This window comes from Paenibacillus sp. J22P15 (genome assembly GCF_056269345.1).
Genome location: NZ_JBWDNT010000016.1, coordinates 111,656 through 129,618, shown reverse-complemented (window position 1 = coordinate 129,618; position 17,963 = coordinate 111,656). Strand labels below are relative to the sequence as shown.

The following is a 17,963-nucleotide window of genomic DNA, read 5'->3' as shown; positions in this document are numbered from 1 at the left end:
AACAGGCTTTGCTTGATTATGGTCCTCATCCTGCACATCAGACGTTTGTAGGCTTGCTTGATGGACTCATCGACAATGTAATTGTTGTGGACTACCCGATAATTAAATAAGCATCGCTGCTTAATATGGCAGTAATTTGGACGAATATGGTTCAGGCAGGGTGAATAGATGGCTTAGATTCAAGTTCAATTAAAACTATTCATTAAAGAGGATCTAATCGACCGATCATGTCGATGTTAGCTCCTCTTTTTCTACGTTGCAGAAAATACAATAGAAACCTGACATGAGACCCGTTAACGGTGGCTACATTGCAGAAATACAATAGATACAGCCGAAAGTACGACTAACTAACTCAAAATGGTAATTTCTACTGTATAAACTGCAACGTAGCGGTGTACACCGCATTCTACTGTGAATTCTGCTGCACAAAGTGCAATGTAGAAGTACAGAAGTATAGATGAATAGAAGCGTAGAAGTGTAGAAGTGTAGAAGTGTAGAAGTATAGATGGCGGCAGCGGCTTAAAATGGAGTAGCTATGTTCTTGACAACTGAAGCGGTTGTTGCTGTCAAGCCAGAACCAAAAGGCGCAGCTGGCGCTGGCATGCCAGATATGGGCGGCATGATGTAGGGTTTCATCCCTTACATTTGTGAAATAGTCTAGGCTATTTCAGCCCAGTTCGAGAACTGGTCACGTTAAAAATTATTTTCTAAAGTGTAGACTACTTCCTAAAACAGGAGGTAGTCTTTTTTATGTTATTAAAATTCGCTTTTCAAGATTTTCTGGATGACAGACGGTTCAAAAACACGACACAGAAAAACATTAGGAACTATCAAACCATGCGGGGAGAGTTTATGGGGTATTGTAATCTCCATCTTACGGATCTTCGTTCGATATGATGAAGCAGTTCGGAATCGTTTACAGTTCAGCCGGAGAAAATGTCGCAAAACCGAAATAAGCCCTGGTACCTTAACGTTATAAGGCACGCAGGGCTTATTCATATGTGTGGCTAAGATTTTATTTGTTCTTAGACATCGCGTATGGAAGCTTATCCAGCTCGCTCACTTCGGCTGTCGGCTGGTCGCTCATATCGAAGGCAAGCACGCCGCCATTCGCCAGCTCCTCGTGATTAAGGTAGAGCTTCGATATGGATTCCCCGTTGAACAGGACGCTTGATACATATTTGCGGTCGTCTGCGTTGTTCGGAGCTTCGATGACAATCTGTTTGCCGTTCTCCAGATGGACGGTCATCTTCTTGAAGTATGGTGTGCCGAGCACATATTCAGGCACGCCTGGGCTCAATGGATAGAAGCCCATTGCGCCGAACACATACCATGCGCATAGACTGCCGTTATCCTCGTCGCCTGGCAAGCCATCCGGGCGGGAGCTGAATAACTCGTCCATCGTACGGCGCACCCAATGCTGCGTTAACGCCGGATAACCGAGTGCCGTGTAAATGTACGGGAAGTGGAAGCTCGGCTGGTTGCTGATCGCGAATTGTCCGAAATCGACATTGGCCATTTCCGACATCTCGTGAATTTCAAAGCCGTAAGAGCCGACTTTGAACTCAGGCTCGGCAGCGAATAATGCATCGAGACGCTCCTTCGCCGCTTCACGACCGCCCATGCAATCTGCGAGTCCGAGCAGGTCATGCTGAACCGCCCAGCTACTTTGATAAGCGCCGCCCTCCGTATATGGCCCGCCCCACATGGTCGGATCGAACGGCTCAAGCCAGCTTCCGTCCTGCAGCTTGCCGCGCATGAAGCCGACTGAAGGGTCGTAGAGATGCTTGTATTGCTCTGAACGCTTCATGAGCTGCTTGTACTCTTCTTCGCGGCCTAGATGTTTCGCGACTTGCGCGATACAGAAATCGCCATAGACATAGTCTAGTGTATTGCATACGCTCTCGTGCGTGTGAATATCGGCAGGCATATATTCGTATTTCAAATATTCGCCCATGCCTTTGCGACCGTAACGATTATCCGGCGATACGGTCGTTGCATGTTTATAAAGTCCCTCGAAGGCAGTCTCGACGTCGAATCGGGTGTTGCCTTTAACAATCGCATCGGCGAAGGACACATCGATCAGTGTGCCCGGCATCATGCTGCGTTCGCCCGGCGATGCCCACTTGGGCATCCAGCCGGTCTCCTTGTAGGCATTGACCCACCCTTGCATCATCTCGTTCACGATGGATGGATAGAGCAAGTTATACAGTGGGAAGGATGTCCGGTACGTGTCCCAGAAGCCGATATCGGCATAGAGCGGACCTTGCTCAATCTTGCCGTTGTATGGGCTGAAGTGAACCTGCTCTCCGTCTGCCGTATATTCGTGGATCGCATGCGGGAACAGGGACGTACGATATAAGCTGGTATAGAAAGTCTTGAGCTTATCTTCATCTTCGCTCTCAACCTCGATCACGCCGAGCTGCTTCTCCCAGATCGCTGTAGCCGCTTGGTGAATCTCATCGAAGGACTGCCCGCCGATCTCGCGATCTAGATTCGTGAAGGCTTGCTCCTCGCTAATAAAGGACGTGCTGAAGCTCGCTTCAACAATGCCGTCAGCCGGGAGCTTGAAGCTGACATATGCGCCAAGACGCTCGCCTGTCCCGCTTAGATCCGAGTTGCTGTTATGCTTCACGTCGAACATCCCGCTATGTTCGCCAGCAATCGCGCAGCCAAAACGAATAGCGAAATACATCCGGTAGTTGTCCGGTGTGCCGCCGGCTTTGGCCGTCGTATATCCCGTCAAGGTGTTGTTCGTTGTATCGATCTTCATCGAAGATTCACCCGGGAACGGCGCTAGAATGAATCGAGCTTCATCGTGGCGTTTATACGTCAGGCGGATGCTTGCACAGCGTGTTGTCGGTGCCAGCTCCATCGTCGTCTGGTAGCGAAGCAGATGAATCTTCATGTAGTCTGGTCGCACGACGAAGTCCTTCTTGCGGAAGGAGGAGGAGCGGTCATGCGCAGAAGTCTTGAGCGGTCCCGTCTGCGGGATGAAGGTCAGATGTCCGTAATCGCCAATCCATGGGCTTGGCTGATGCGTTAGGCGGAATCCCTCCATCCGGTTATGATTCGGGCTGAACCACCAGCCGCCGCCAGCTTCAGAGGTTTGTAGCGCCCAAGCGTTCATCGCGAATGGCAGCGAGGTCAACGGCAGTGTATTGCCGTTCGAATATGGATAAATGGAATCGGTCCCTTGCAGGGGATTCACGTAATGAATATTGTTCATAAGATCACTCCTTGGATGTTTTCAATTCTGACATATATCATTGTAATGAATGAACCCGTCAGGCCGCCTATCAATTTTTTAGAGTATCTATCACTTTTCATGCTAAAATAGGGGAAGCTATTCATTCTTATTATTGCTCTGAAAGAGGAATTTATGATGTTTCCCTACTATCTGCAAGGCGATGATGAAGTTCACGGCGAATTTCCGTTTACCTTAAAAATCCATCATCTCGATACGCATATCCCCGCCCATGTCCACCAATTCATCGAATTTACTTACGTCATTCAAGGCAGTGGCATCGAGATCATCGACGGCGTAAGTAAAGAGCTGGTGCCCGGCACGTTTTCACTCTTATTCCCGCATCAAGTTCACGAGATTGAGATCGAACCGGGAGAAGAGCTGTTCCTGTATGTCGGGGCAATTGGCTTAAAGGCTTTTTTCGGCGGCGACACGCTGTTTGATCTGCATCGTCTGATGCGGGGGGCCGAATTCGATTCAAATACGACCTACCGACTCGATGAAGAGACGGCTGCCGAAGTGAAGCGTCTGTTCGAGCAGATGTACGCAGAATATCAGGAAGAGCAGTCATGGAACCGGGAAATGTTCATTGCGAAGCTTGTACAAGTATTCGTGTTGTTCAACCGATTCAGACAGCGTCATCTTGCTCCTGATGATGCCAATCTCAAAGTTGTCACGCTGTCCAAAGGGAAAGGGATGCGGGAGATCATCTCGTTTGTGTACCTTCATTTTAAAGAAGATATTACGCTCGAAATGTTAGCCAAGAAGTTTAACTATAGCGTCTCGTATATCAGCGCTACTTTTAAACAGCTGGCCGGAGAGAACTATTACTCCATTCTTGAACGGATTCGCATCGCCCATGCCTGCAACCTGCTCGTCAGCACCTCGCTCAAAATTACGGATGTCGCTTACGAAGCGGGCTTCAAGTCGTATTCCACATTTGCGCGCGTATTCCAGTCCCGGATGAACATGTCGCCGACGATGTATCGCAATAATAAAGGCATTACGCTCTAGTAGCCGATATGGAAATTGACCTCCAGCCAACTATTTACTATGAGCTGATATCGGCTTTTCAGCTGCTGAGCGCCCTTTTTCCTTGATACAAAGCACTCCCACCAGACCGATGATTGAAAAGATAACTGGAATGATGAAACCGTAGTAGTAACCAGCACTTATATTCCCTGAAGCCTGAAAATGGTCCAATACACTTCCAAAAAGGGTTGGTAGCAAAACAGCACTCAGAAACCCGCCTGTATTCGCAAACCCGGAAACAAGGCCGGATTCTGATAAAGGATAGGATTGACGGATGAAGGTAAAGGTTAGCATACATGCCCCATAACAAAGCCCAATAATAAAGAAAAGTGTCATAACCAAGAAAATAGGCGGCTTCCCATTAAAGATCAGAAAGGCAGACCAGCTCAATAACATTGTTGTATGAACCACAACATATGGCCGTTTCACTATTTCTAACCGACTTGAAATCCAGCTGGATAGCGGTGCACCAATAAGTGCCCCAATAAGGCCAACCATAATGAGCTGACTTGCATCTGAACGCGCCATCCCAAACACATTCATCCCGTAGGGTACTGCCCACGAACCGATAAATCCAACATACGCACCGACAACGCCAAAGTGACAAAAGAATAAAGCCCATGCTTGCCAACTCGAACAAATTCTTTTCAGTAAAACCAGTGTTTTTTCGCGCTGTGCTTTGTTTTTTACAAATACCGATTGCTTTGGCTTTTTTACAAGTACAAAATAAAGAAAAATCCCGCAAAAGCACAATAACAGTCCCGCTGTAAAAAATGCTGCCCTCCAGCCAAGCAGATCAATCCATAAGGAAAAAGGCACTGTCGCCAAAACGAAACCAAGGCTCCCTGTCATTCCCGTCAAACCAATTAACTTCACAAAATCCTTTGCATTAAACCATTGGCTCAAAATTAACACCATATTGACCCAAATCGTTGCATCCCCTATCCCCGTCAATATTCTGGCGAAAAGCAGGATAAATTCATGCGCGCCAATACTATAAATAATCGTGCCGACCCCTGTCAGGGTGGCCCCTATAATTAGAAAAAAATTGGGGCCCAAACGATCAGCCCAAATCCCCATCGGAATTTGCAAACCGGTATATACAAAAAATTGTATGCTTGCCAGCAGTCCAATTGTTGATGCCGTTACAGAAAAATCCCTCATCAATTGGTCTGTAATCAAACCCGGAGCCGTCCGCTGACTCGACATTAATAAATATGTGAATGTGACAGCAGCAAATACAACCCATCTAAAACTGTTATTTTGTTTGTTCATAAATTTTACTCCTGCAGTCTTTTACTCTTATATATATGGGATAACTGCAACAGTAGAAATTATTTATTCTGAAATTGGGTTTCCTTGAAAGGAAACACCGTTTGACCACATGGTGCAAAAATAAAGAGACCTTCCATGAGTTCATTGAACTTTTGGGAGGTCTCTTAGTCTTTTTAATCATGCACAGCTGGGTATGCTTCAATCTAATTCTTGTTCTAAAAAAGGTTTTACTAAACGACGGACTTCATCTGTTGACGAGGTATCCATTAATTGGTTTCTTAGTTCGCCTGCGCCTCTAAATCCACGAACATAGATTTTGAAAAAGCGAAGAAGTGGTTTAAATGGACGTGGTTCGGTTTCTTTTGAATATTTATCATGAAGATCCAACTGTAAAAGTAGTAAATTGAGAAAATCCTTCGCGCTATGTTCTTTAGGTTCTTTTTCAAAAGCGAATGGATTGGTGAAAATGCCGCGGCCAATCATAACACCATCAACGCCGTATTGTTCTACTAATTTTAATCCTGTTGCGCGGTCAGGAATATCTCCATTAATGGTTAACAACGTATTTGGAGCAATTTCATCTCGTAATTTTTTTATGTCAGGGATTAGTTCCCAGTGCGCCTCTACTTTGCTCATCTCTTTCTTTGTACGAAGGTGAATGGAAAGATTCGCAATATCTTGTTTCAATATATGTCCTAACCAATCGCGCCACTCGTCAATATCATGGTAACCCAATCTTGTTTTAACACTAACCGGCAATCCACCTGCTTTTGCTGCTTGAATAATTTCGGCTGCAACTTCAGGATGTTGTATTAATCCAGAACCCTTTCCATTGGATGCGACGTTTTGGACGGGGCATCCCATGTTTAAATCGATACCGCGAAAACCGAGTTTTTTCATATCGATACTCATCTGTTCAAAAAATGCAGGTTTATTGCCCCAAATATGAGCGACGATCGGCTGCTCATCTTCTGTGAACGTTAACCGACCACGAGTACTGTCTCTACCTGCAGGGTTACAATAACTATCTGTACTTGTGAATTCTGTGAAAAATACGTCGGGTTTTGCAGCTGTACTAACGACGTGACGAAATACAACATCTGTGACATCTTCCATTGGTGCTAATATAAAAAACGGCTTTGGTAAATCAAGCCAAAAATTTTGTTCGTTACTCATATTATTTCCTCCTGTTGCAACATATAAAAACGAGATAAGCTAGAGCAAAGTCCTTTACCCATCATACATAGTATCATTTTTTTCCGTTTGATGCACAGAATCAATTGTATGAGCGACAGACACATTTGCGGTGTCTGTCACCCATCACCCAGTTTGAGAACTGGTCACGTTAAAAACTAATTTCTAAAGAAAAGACTACTTCCTAAAAACAGGAGGCTGGACTCGTTTGTTATAGATTCACAAAAAGGCATGCCCAAAAGTACACTCTCCGAATGCCCACATGTACGATTTCAAACCGCTGCTCGGACATTATAATAACAGTTATTCATGCAAGTAGAGGAAGGTGATTATCCATGGCAACGTTATTGTATAAACTTGGGAGATTTGCTGCTCAAAAGAGAAAAGGGGTCTTGATTGGAACCTTAGCGGTACTTATTATCGCCATTTCTCTTGGCCTTGGTATGGGAATTCATTTGAACGGTGAACTGACCATTCCCGGCACGAAATCCGAGGAAGCGATGAAAGTACTGAAAGAAGAGTTTTCACAAGGGAAAGACCCTGAAGGCGGCACGATCCAAGTGATTTTCAAAGCCCCTGACGGTCAAACGCTAGAGTCGGAATCAACGAAAAAAATGATAGCTAAGACACTAAAGTCCATATCTGAAGATCCAGAGATTATATCGATCGCCAGCCCATATGAGGCAGGAACAATTGGTTATAACAGAGAGATTGGGTATGCGGTAATTACGTACAAATCCGAGGCAACTCAAGTCACCGATGCATCTAGAGAACACATATTGGAAAGTGTAGAGCAAGCGCGAAGCGAGGGCTTGCAGACTGAACTCGGAGGAAGTGTCGAATTCAACGAACATGAAATTGGCGGCATATCCGAGGTCATAGGCATCATTGTCGCATTTATGATCCTGGCCATTACATTCTCATCCTTGCTCGCTGCTGGGTTACCTATACTAACAGCAGTCATAGGACTGGGAATCGGTGTCATGTCCGTTATTATTGCGGCTAATTTTATCGAAATGGCATCATTCTCATTGATTCTGGCCATCATGCTCGGATTAGCTGTCGGAATCGACTATGGCTTATTCATCATTTCGAGATACAGACAAAATCTTGTGGAAGGCAAAGGGGTAGATGAGTCCATTGCGCATGCTAATGCAACCGCCGGCAGCGCCGTTGTTTTCGCGGGATTAACGGTTATTATTGCACTTGCTGGATTATCGGTCACGGGAATTCCATTCATCACTGTCATGGGTATAGCGGGAGCATTTACGGTACTTATAGCCGTAGTGATTTCCATCCTCGTCGTTCCAGCACTTCTTGGATTTGCAGGTGAACGGATTCGTCCGAAGACGAAAGCGGCTTCCATTCAAGATTTTCCTAAACTAAAGGAACAATCGAATCGTTGGGGACGATTCATAACGAAGTATCCATTGCCGATCGCTATTGCGGGCATTTTATTGTTAGGAGCCATAAGTCTGCCTGCATTGCATCTACAAACGGGGATTCCAGATAAAGGTTCTAAATCGATCAAAACAACGGAACGCCGTGGGTATGATTTGATCGCGGAAGGGTTTGGGCCAGGGATGAACGGACCGCTTGCTATTATTCTTAAAGCGGAGGCAACAGACGACGCGCAAGAGACTTTTGCGAAGGTAGGGAAGGAACTTAGCGAGCTGCCGAATGTGGCATTGGCTACTCCACCAGTTACGAATGCAACGGGCAAAGTAGCTATGGTAACGATTATCCCTGGAACTGATCCAAAAAGTGAAGGAACAACTGATTTGGTTCATTTGATTCGTGATAAGGCGTCTGAAATTAAGCAACAGGATCAAGTTGAGGTTATGGTTACAGGTTCAACAGCCGTGAATATTGATATATCCGAGAAATTAAATGATGCTTTTCCAAAATTTGCAGCTCTGATTGTGGGACTAGCATTGATACTTCTCATGATGGTATTCCGTTCCGTCTTAGTTCCGATCAAAGCCGTGTTAGGTTATCTCCTTACGCTTACGGCCACACTCGGTTTCGTCGTATTTGTCGTTCAGGATGGCAATCTGGACAAGCTTTTCAACATTCCTGCAGCCGGTCCTGTATTAAACTTCTTGCCTATCTTAACTGCGGGCATTCTATTCGGCTTAGCTATGGATTATGAAGTGTTTCTGGTCAGTCGCATGCGTGAAGAATTTAACCATTCAAAAAATGCGAAAAAAGCTGTATTGTCTGGTCTTAAAAATAGCGGCAGCGTTGTAACGGCAGCAGGTCTTATCATGATTGCCGTGTTCGCAAGTTTCATCTTTGTCGAAGATGTCATGATTAAATCAATGGGCTTAGCATTAGCATTCGGCATATTGTTCGATGCATTTATTGTACGGCTGACAATCGTGCCTGCGGTCATGACCCTGATGGGCAGCGCGGCTTGGTATCTACCAAAATGGATTGGGCGCATTTTACCAAATATCGATGTCGAAGGCGAGTCCATTGCTGAAGAATCGGAAGTTAAGAGAAAAATCATATAATGGAATCGAATTGAAATCTGTAATCATTTGTTCCCAATCGTACATGAGTGTATATGCCCTTATGTACGATTTTTTTGTGTTTGCACTAAGGGTATAATAGAAGATAAAATCGAAAAACGTAAAATGTTATTATAGAGAGAACGAGAGGGGAGAACGCATGGAATCGGGAAACGGGTACAAGCAGTACACGCAAAAAAATCGATTTAACGACTTACCGGATACCTTGTTTAATGCCAGAGTTCCAAGCATGGTTTGGTTTTTTTTGATCTATTTTTTATCTATGTTTATTCATCTCCTGAATGAGCCATCGTTTATATCCTTGACGTTCTTTTCGGGATTGATGCTATTTCATGCCTCTTTGAATTGGCACTTTACTTCTCTTACGAATAAATATCCTTGGGTTTATTTCATGATTCAAAGTCTAATCATTCAAGGATGTGCGCTTATCATGGATCAAGCGACTTCGATTTTATTGCTCGGGATGTATCCTGTTTTGATTGGCCAAAGTGTTGGTGTCTATTATCATAGAATTAAAATGATCATGCTGTCTGTTTTTTACTATGCTTTATTCATCTCGACTTTCTTTATGTTAGGACAAACTGAATTGTTGACTTTAATGTCAGTCTTGTACATCTTGTTTACCGTCATCGTCGTTTCTTTTGCCGATTTATATTTGAAGCAGGATCACGCTCGGATCCGTACCCAGACCTTTCTTGAAGATCTGGAGCGCTCACATCGCAAGGTAGAGGAGTTGACACTCACTAATGAACGCCAAAGAATGGCTCGGGATTTGCATGATACATTAGCTCAAGGTCTTGCGGGAATCATTATGCAGCTGGATGCGGTAGACGCACATTTAATGAAAGGCAATGTCCAAAGAGCCCAAGAAATTGTCCAGTATTCCATGGTTCAAGCAAAAAAAACGTTATCGGAAGCCAGGTTGGCTATTGATAATCTCAGATCTAGAACGTTTGCAACGGTCGACATCGCAGGTGCTATACGTGAAGAAATAGAAAGATTCAAGAATGCAACCAGTATTCAAGTATTTCTAGATATGAGCATTGATGGAAACATACCGAAATTGATGATGGAACATGGACTTCACATCATAGGTGAATGCTTAACGAACGTCGCCCGGCATGCTGAAGCCAAACATGTGTGGGTAAACGTTCGAATAGCGGACGAGAATATGAATCTTGAAATAAAAGATGATGGGAAAGGTATTGCTTCGAATCAAAGGAACTCTAAGTCCGGACATTACGGACTAATCGGCATGAAGGAGCGAGTTCGCATTTTAGGTGGATCGCTTATCATATCCAATAACATCCCTCGCGGAACTAAAATTAAGATTGATACATCTGGTAAGAATGGAGAGAACTCATGATATTTAACGTGCTTATCGCTGATGATCATCTTGTGGTAAGGGAAGGGCTAAAGTTTATTATTGAGACGAATGACAATTTTCAAGTCATAGGAGAAGCTGCCAACGGAGAGGAGGTCCTTCGATTATTGGAGTCGCTTACGCCGGATGTCATTCTCATGGATTTAAATATGCCCCAAATGAGTGGATTGGAGACCATGAAGAAACTAAATGAAAGAAACATCCATATCCCTGTCGTTATATTAACGACTTATAATGAAGATGAACTAATGATAAACGGGCTGGAATTGGGAGCCAAAGGATATCTTCTGAAAGATACCGGTAGAGATCATTTATTCCGCACGATCGAATCAGCGGTTCGCGGCGACACGCTGCTCCAGCCTGAAATTATGGCAAGAGTATTCGCAGCAAGGAATAAACGCCATGATGTACATGATACGTCTTCAGAGCGAACGATAATCTCCGAGAAAGAGCGAATTGTTCTTCAGGCCATTGCACGCGGTTATCGAAGCAAAGAAATAGCTAGTGATATGGGGATATCCGAGCGTACGGTCAAAGCTCACTTGACGAACATCTATAACAAACTAGAAGTGGATTCTAGATCCCAAGCGGTCGCTGTCGCAATCGAACGGGGGATCGTCCAGTTATAGATTAACGTTTCAATTTGATTGTGCACATCGTTTATTGCTATAATTCAAAGTATTGACATACGGACAAGTGTTCGGTATATTTTTGTAAGTGCTTCGGACAGTTGTCCGTGGATGTATACAGTTTTGAAGGAGGAGTATTTTTGAACGGCCTTAGTATGGAAGCTAAATCAAGCGTAGATTTAAGCACGGTCAAGAAAGGACCGATCGTTGCTGCACTAATTATTGGCGCATTTGTCTCAATTTTGAATGAAACATTGTTGAATATAGCTTTTCCAGAGCTAATGACTTATTTCGGAATTACGGAAACGACTGTTCAATGGCTGGCTACAGCCTACATGCTCGTTGTTGGTATTCTTGTACCTATAACAGCACTTCTGCAACAATGGTTTTCTACACGTCAAATGTTTCTCGGGGCTATGATTTTGTTCCTTCTCGGCACGATAGTATGTGCATCAGCACCAGCATTTGAGTTTTTGCTGGTTGGACGTATTATACAGGCTTTAGGAACAGGTTTGATGATACCAGTATTGATGAATACAATCCTCATCATCTTCCCGCCAGAGAAAAGAGGCGGTGCGATGGGATTGATCGGTCTGGTCATGATGTCTGCTCCGGCTATTGGACCTACTTTGTCGGGCTTAATTGTCGATTCGCTTAGCTGGAGATGGCTGTTTATTTTGGTTATTCCATTAGCCGTGATCTCCATCCTATTTGCGGCTGTTTATTTGAAGAACGTGAGTGAACTGACTAGACCAAAGGTCGATATGTTTTCTATTCTACTTTCCTCTATCGGTTTCGGAGGCATTGTCTATGGCTTTAGCAGCGCGGGTGAAGGCTCTTGGTCAGATGCTAAGGTTGTATGGTGCTTGGTTGTAGGCGGGGTCAGCTTGATCATCTTTGTATGGCGTCAGCTTTCGGTGAAAGAACCGATGCTGGATCTGCGAGTATTCCGTTATCCAATGTTTTCGCTTGTAACGGTGCTGATGCTCGTGCTTATGATGGCTATGTTCTCTACAATGATTATGCTTCCGCTATTTTTGCAAAATGTTATGATGCTTACTGCGCTGAGCGCAGGTCTTGTCATGATGCCGGGAAGTATAATAAATGGTATTATGGCTCCGATCTCCGGCGTATTGTTTGATAAATTCGGACCAAAAGTGCTGGTTATCCCTGGTCTGGTTTTGATGAGTGTATCCATTTGGCTGTTCTCAGGAATTGAAGCAGGATGGTCGAGCGGATATGTCGTGTTCCTGCATATTTTGATGATGATTGGTATCTCCTTAGTCATGATGCCAGCTCAAACGACAGGTTTGAATCAGCTGCCGCGCAGACTGTATGCTCATGGTACAGCGGTTATGAGTACGCTGCAGCAAGTTGCAGGCGCGATTGGTGTAGCTTTGTTTGTCAGCATCATGTCGTCAGGCATGAGAGATTATATGGCGACGTCGCCTGATCCAACCAATCCTGCTGAAGGTGTCCCTGCAATGGTAGCTGGGCTCCACAGTGCGTTTGTAGTAGGTGGCATTCTCTCTATCCTGGCATTGCTTATCGGTCTCTTCATTCGCAAAACGAAGGCACCTCAAGAGGATGAGCAGAAGCAGTCAGCTTAATCAGATTAGTACAAATTTAACAGACGAATTGAATGCCCATAGTCTGTTAGCCATAAAAGAGACTTCGTACGAGTTCATTGAACTTGTGAGGAGTCTCTTTTTTTATTGTAATTTTTGCTGTTGAATCAATTTTTCATTACGATCTCCGCTATTTAGACCAGCCTCACAAAAAACACTTTACAATGTGCCCAGGATATCATATATTCTATTCATATAAAATGTTTCCCTAGGTAAACTCTTTGTCCTATAGTGAAATTAATTTTTTTTATTAAATGTTTTGCGTTGAGGCAAAACATTTACCTTATATTAACATGGAGGTGGAAGAATTGGCGCTTGACCCAAATCGACAATTCTCAAGGAGAAATATTCTTAAAGCTGGAGCAGCAGGCATAATAGGTGTGATCGGAAGCAGTTTTTTAAATACAAGTGCATTATTCGGCAAATCTGTTCATGCAATGGGAAAGGAAGAAATGCATCATACGCTCAAAGGGCAAATGAAACATGGAATGGCACATGGTTACGATCCAGGAACCGATTCAACACCGGGGCTAGAAGCGGCTGTTAAAGCACTAACGACTTTTGATTATGGGGTCGTTAGTACATCACCAGATGGCAGAACCATAAGGGATTATGATATTCAAGCGTGGGATGCTGAGGTGGAAATTGCGAAAGGGATTAAGTTTCCAGGGTGGACGTTCAATGGTACGATTCCAGGACCGACACTGCGTTGCACCGAGGGAGATATCGTTCGAATTAAGTTCGGAAACGGCTCTGCACACCCGCATTCTATCCACTTTCACGGTATTCATCCGACCAATATGGATGGATTGGAGCCTGTTCCTTCAGGAAGTGAATTTGTATATGAATTTGAAGCGAAGCCAGCAGGGCTGCAGCCTTATCACTGTCATGTTCCACCGCTGGCTAGGCATATTCACAAAGGTCTCTATGGTCATTTTATTGTTGATCCTAAGAAACCGAGGAAACCGGCGAAAGAGTTAAGTATGGTTATGAATGGCTTTGATTTGGATTTAGACGGCGAGAATGAGGTATATACGGTCAACGGTTACGCCTTTGCTTACCAAGCTAGACCTATCAAAGTGAAAACAGGAGAATTGGTCCGCATTTACTTGAGTAACTTAACGGAATTTGACCCTATTAACTCCTTTCATCTGCATTCTAATTTCTTTCATTACTATGCAACTGGAGCTGATCCGGAGGCGAGGCCTCAATATACAGATACGATAATGCAATGCCAAGGCGAGAGAGGCATTATTGAAATTACTTTCCCTTCTCCGGGGAAATATATGTTCCATGCTCATCAAAGTGAGTTTACCGAGCTTGGTTGGATGGGCTTTTTTGAAGTCGGATAATATGTGGGGGTGTGAGATGTGCAGATTGAAATTATAAATAAGAAGCCGCATAAAAAAAAGGCTTGGTTGCTTGGCGTACTGCCTTTGCTGCTGTTAGCAGGCATGATTTCAGTTATCGCTACATGGGGTACAGGTGTAGAAGAGCAGCAAGCAGCTCCAATAGAGGTGCTGAATATTGAACGAATTGTTCTCACGGATGATGGATTTGAAGTTCGTATTCTTAATTCTGGACCAAAGGAGCTAACCGTAGCTCAAGTCGTGGTAGATGGCGCTTTTTGGAATGCAACCTATTCTCCTAGTCCAACGCTTGAACGCTTTGACAGCTCGACGGTTTATATACCATATCCTTGGGTTGAGGGAGATCCCCATGAAATTAAGCTTATAACGACGAACGGATTGATTTTTACAGGGGAAGTCGCTGCTGCAATGAAGACACCGGCCGCTGATACGAATCGATTCCTGCAATATTCACTCATAGGCTTTTATGTTGGTGTTGTTCCAGTGGGACTTGGGCTGCTGTGGTATCCCTTTATGCGTCGATTTTCATCAAAAGGCATACAAGCGGTTATGGCGTTTACAGTTGGTCTTTTATTTTTCCTAGCGATCGATACGATCCAAGAGGGAATTGAGCTAGGGGCGGAAGCGCCTGGCGTATTCCAAGGGACAGGACTCGTTTGGTTCGGAGCGGCATTAAGCTTCCTATTCCTGCTTGCAATGGATCAGACTAAATCCAAAAAAACATTAAATACAGATGTCGCTGGAAAGCAGGTATCGTTCAAAATAGCCAGTGGCATCGGTCTTCATAATCTCGGCGAAGGTCTCGCAATTGGGGCTGCCTTCGCTGCGGGGGAAGCAGCGCTTGGATCATTCCTTATTATTGGTTTTACGCTGCATAACATTACGGAAGGGATTGGCATCGCTGCGCCGCTCTTGCAAGCAAAGCCGACACTAAAGACTTTTTTGGCACTAGCAGTATTAGGCGGGGGACCCGCTATTATAGGAACGTGGATCGGCGGTTTCGTCTTTAATCAAACATTAGCAGCATTGTTCTTTGGTATTGGAGCAGGTGCCATTGTTCAAGTGATTTTTGTCATTTCGAAAATGATTGTAAGAGATGCTAAAGTAGCTGCTGCCCCAACCGTTTCATGGCTTAATTTCACAAGCTTGGCTCTTGGTATTTTGGTGATGTATGTAACGGCTTTATTAGTTAACTTCTAGAACCTAATAGGAATGAGGAGATTGAAATGCCAATGAATATAGGTGTCGCAGGGGTTATCTTACTTGTCATTTTAGGATTATTGCTCTTTGGACCATCCAAGCTGCCGCAGCTTGGGCGAGCGATTGGAACGACATTGTCAGAGTTCAGAAGGGGAGCAAAGGGACTCATAGACCCCGATGAGAAACAGGATCAGACATCAAATAAATAAACAAGCGAAGAGCCGTTAGGATACACCTAACGGCTCTTTTTTACTAGTGCTACAATTTAAATTAACCAAGACGCTTCTTTCGTTCAATCAATATCGTAAGACTAACAAGTGTAACAAATATGGTGGCTCCCATATCGGAGAGAATAGCAATCCATAGGGTGAGCCATCCGGGGATGGTCAGCAAGAGCGCGATTACTTTCAATCCGAGCGAGACGATAATGTTGAAACGAATGACACGATTGACCTTTTTGGCTATGGAAACCGCTTCAGGAAGCTTGCCCAAATGATCCTGCATCAGAACGATATCTGCCGTCTCAATTGCACTATCAGTGCCTTTCCCCATCGCAATACCGAGCTGTGCTGATGCTAGAGCAGGGGCGTCATTAATTCCGTCACCAATCATAGCTACATGATGACTAGCAGACAGTTCTTTAATCCGCTTCACTTTATCCTCTGGAAGCAGATTTCCGTAAAATTCAGAAACGCCAACGGCTGAAGCTACTTTCTCAGCTGTCTTCTGATGGTCTCCAGTCAGCATGATCGTGCGTGTAATTCCAAGCTTGTGCAATGACGCAATAACATAGCGGCTTTCTTCGCGAATTTCGTCTGCAATGCCGAACATGCCTAGTACTTACTGCTCGTCTGCTGCTAATACGAGGGTCAGACCGTCATTTTTTAATTGGTCAATTCTGAATTGTATAGCCTCGGGAATCGTAATATGGGCGATGCTTTTTTCATTTCCAAGCCAGTAAGTTTGACCATTCACCTTCGCTTTAATGCCGCGGCCGGTTATCGTTTGAATTTCATCTGGTTCAGGTACAGCGATGTTTCTGTCCGTTATTTCTTTCATAACCGCTCTTGCCAGCGGGTGAGAGGATAACTTTTCGATGGCTCCAGCAATTTGGAAAAACCGTTCTTCGTCATATGCCTCAAGCTCAGCAACATGTGGTTCACCTTTGGTTAAAGTCCCCGTTTTGTCAAAAGCAAGCGTGTCGATCTTGCCAAGCTGCTCCAGAAACACGCCGCCTTTGACCAATACGCCGTTGCGTGCGTTTCTAGTAATTCCCGCAACAATTGCAATGGGAGAAGAAAGGATTAGCGCACAAGGACAACCTACAATTAATACAGATAACCCTTGATATAGCCAAGTCGTCCAATCTCCTTGAAATAGGAGCGGAGGGAGAAGTGTAACAAGAGCTGCAACAATCATAATGAGCGGCGTATAATATTTGGCGAATTTATTAATAAAAAGCTCAGTTGGTGTTTTCGTCTCCTGCGCTTCTTGAACGAGATGGAGTATTTTTGCCAAGGAAGAATCTTTGTATGCTTTATCAATTCGAACAAGCAGTAGTCCTTCATTATTAATGCTGCCGCCATAAACGGGCTCGCCGGACTCTTTCTCGACCGGAAGTGATTCACCTGTAATGGCCGCCTCATTCACCGAGCTTTTCCCCTCTGAGACGGTTCCGTCTGAAGGAATCTTATCGCCTGGCTTTATTTTCACTAAATCTCCTGCTTGAAGAGAAGCAATGGGAACAATGACCTCTTGGCCATTTTCCAGCTTTAAAGCTTCTTTTGGGGCAACTTGAAATAAGGCTTCCATAGAACGTCGTGCTTTTTCCATCCCGTAACCTTCGAGCAGCTCATTAAGTCCAAACAAGATAGCAACGAGAGTAGCTTCTCTCCATTCGCCAATGGACACAGCACCGACTAAAGCAATGGTCATTAACGTATCGATATTGAATTTAAGCTTAAATAGGTTTTTGAGTCCTCTAAAAAATGTGGTGTAACCGCTAATAATCGTTGCAACTAAATATAAAAGAATGACAGCTTGTTTATCGAGCACACCATCAAGCAGTAATGCGCCTGCATAGATTATTCCAGATGTGATTAGCATCTTAAGCATCCTCGAATTGCCTTCGGAATGACTATGATCATGTTCACCATGGTTGTGGTTACTGTGGTCATCCCCGGTATTGGTCTCCGCGCTTGTATCAATGTAGGCATTGTCTGATTTTAAAATTTTGTTAACTGCATTCATAGATATTTGTGGATCAACCGTTAATTTACCGGAGTTATAGCTAAGCTTTGCATCTGCTCCATGCTCCAATTGTTGAATTTCTTCCTCTATTCTGAGGGCGCACCCACCGCATGAAAGCCCCTTTATTCGATATTCGTTCATAAAGCCCCTTCTTTCATTTGAATATATGAGTAATTATTCATATGATATGCAATTCCAACATTTATGTCAAACGTATTTT

The 17,963-nt window shown here is 44.2% G+C and carries 11 protein-coding genes and 3 pseudogenes; 10 read left to right on the top strand and 4 right to left on the bottom strand.

What is annotated here, in order from left to right:
- Positions 1 to 532: 532 nt before the first annotated feature.
- A pseudogene (locus AC0YN6_RS23945) lies at positions 533 to 628 on the top strand (hypothetical protein); the annotation flags it as partial.
- Positions 629 to 866: 238 nt separating this feature from the next.
- Positions 867 to 947, top strand: a pseudogene (locus tag AC0YN6_RS23940) (CAP domain-containing protein); the annotation flags it as partial.
- Between the two features lie 68 nt (positions 948 to 1,015).
- On the opposite strand, the gene AC0YN6_RS23935 reads toward AC0YN6_RS23940, so the two are convergent.
- Positions 1,016 to 3,229 carry a GH92 family glycosyl hydrolase gene (locus AC0YN6_RS23935; protein WP_475749912.1) on the bottom strand — a complete coding sequence of 738 codons (2,214 nt, stop codon included), beginning with the start codon at positions 3,227 to 3,229 and terminating at the stop codon, positions 1,016 to 1,018.
- Between the two features lie 153 nt (positions 3,230 to 3,382).
- Here AC0YN6_RS23935 and AC0YN6_RS23930 point away from each other — a divergent pair, with 153 nt between their 5' ends.
- Positions 3,383 to 4,261 (top strand): AraC family transcriptional regulator, encoded by an 879-nt coding sequence (locus AC0YN6_RS23930; protein ID WP_475749910.1) that lies wholly within the window; start codon positions 3,383 to 3,385, stop codon positions 4,259 to 4,261.
- Positions 4,262 to 4,291: 30 nt separating this feature from the next.
- On the opposite strand, the gene AC0YN6_RS23925 is transcribed toward AC0YN6_RS23930, so the two are convergent.
- Positions 4,292 to 5,554, bottom strand: a complete 1,263-nt coding sequence (locus AC0YN6_RS23925) for an MFS transporter (RefSeq protein WP_475749908.1) — start codon at positions 5,552 to 5,554, stop codon at positions 4,292 to 4,294.
- Between the two features lie 198 nt (positions 5,555 to 5,752).
- Positions 5,753 to 6,730 carry a tRNA dihydrouridine synthase gene (locus tag AC0YN6_RS23920; RefSeq protein WP_475749907.1) on the bottom strand — a complete coding sequence of 326 codons (978 nt, stop codon included), beginning with the start codon at positions 6,728 to 6,730 and terminating at the stop codon, positions 5,753 to 5,755.
- 353 nt (positions 6,731 to 7,083) lie between these two features.
- Between AC0YN6_RS23920 and AC0YN6_RS23915 the strand changes: the two genes are divergently transcribed.
- From AC0YN6_RS23915 to AC0YN6_RS23885, 7 genes are all read left to right on the top strand, one after another.
- Positions 7,084 to 9,264 (top strand): MMPL family transporter, encoded by a 2,181-nt coding sequence (locus tag AC0YN6_RS23915; protein WP_475749906.1) that lies wholly within the window; start codon positions 7,084 to 7,086, stop codon positions 9,262 to 9,264.
- A 157-nt stretch (positions 9,265 to 9,421) separates the two neighbouring features.
- Positions 9,422 to 10,648: a sensor histidine kinase gene (locus tag AC0YN6_RS23910; RefSeq protein ID WP_475749905.1), complete on the top strand. Its 1,227-nt coding sequence runs from the start codon at positions 9,422 to 9,424 to the stop codon at positions 10,646 to 10,648.
- Positions 10,645 to 11,295 (top strand): response regulator, encoded by a 651-nt coding sequence (locus AC0YN6_RS23905; RefSeq protein WP_475749903.1) that lies wholly within the window; start codon positions 10,645 to 10,647, stop codon positions 11,293 to 11,295. The genes AC0YN6_RS23910 and AC0YN6_RS23905 overlap by 4 nt, the downstream gene beginning before the upstream one ends.
- A 155-nt stretch (positions 11,296 to 11,450) precedes the next feature.
- Positions 11,451 to 12,905: a DHA2 family efflux MFS transporter permease subunit gene (locus tag AC0YN6_RS23900; protein ID WP_475749923.1), complete on the top strand. Its 1,455-nt coding sequence runs from the start codon at positions 11,451 to 11,453 to the stop codon at positions 12,903 to 12,905.
- A gap of 326 nt (positions 12,906 to 13,231) precedes the next feature.
- Positions 13,232 to 14,275 carry a multicopper oxidase domain-containing protein gene (locus AC0YN6_RS23895; RefSeq protein ID WP_475749901.1) on the top strand — a complete coding sequence of 348 codons (1,044 nt, stop codon included), beginning with the start codon at positions 13,232 to 13,234 and terminating at the stop codon, positions 14,273 to 14,275.
- A gap of 18 nt (positions 14,276 to 14,293) precedes the next feature.
- Positions 14,294 to 15,493 carry a ZIP family metal transporter gene (locus tag AC0YN6_RS23890; protein ID WP_475749900.1) on the top strand — a complete coding sequence of 400 codons (1,200 nt, stop codon included), beginning with the start codon at positions 14,294 to 14,296 and terminating at the stop codon, positions 15,491 to 15,493.
- Between the two features lie 26 nt (positions 15,494 to 15,519).
- Entirely contained in the window at positions 15,520 to 15,702 is a 183-nt protein-coding gene (locus AC0YN6_RS23885; RefSeq protein ID WP_475749899.1) for a twin-arginine translocase TatA/TatE family subunit, read from the top strand.
- A 61-nt stretch (positions 15,703 to 15,763) separates the two neighbouring features.
- Here the strand turns inward: AC0YN6_RS23885 and AC0YN6_RS23880 are convergent.
- Positions 15,764 to 17,884, bottom strand: a pseudogene (locus AC0YN6_RS23880) (heavy metal translocating P-type ATPase).
- Positions 17,885 to 17,963: the final 79 nt, after the last annotated feature.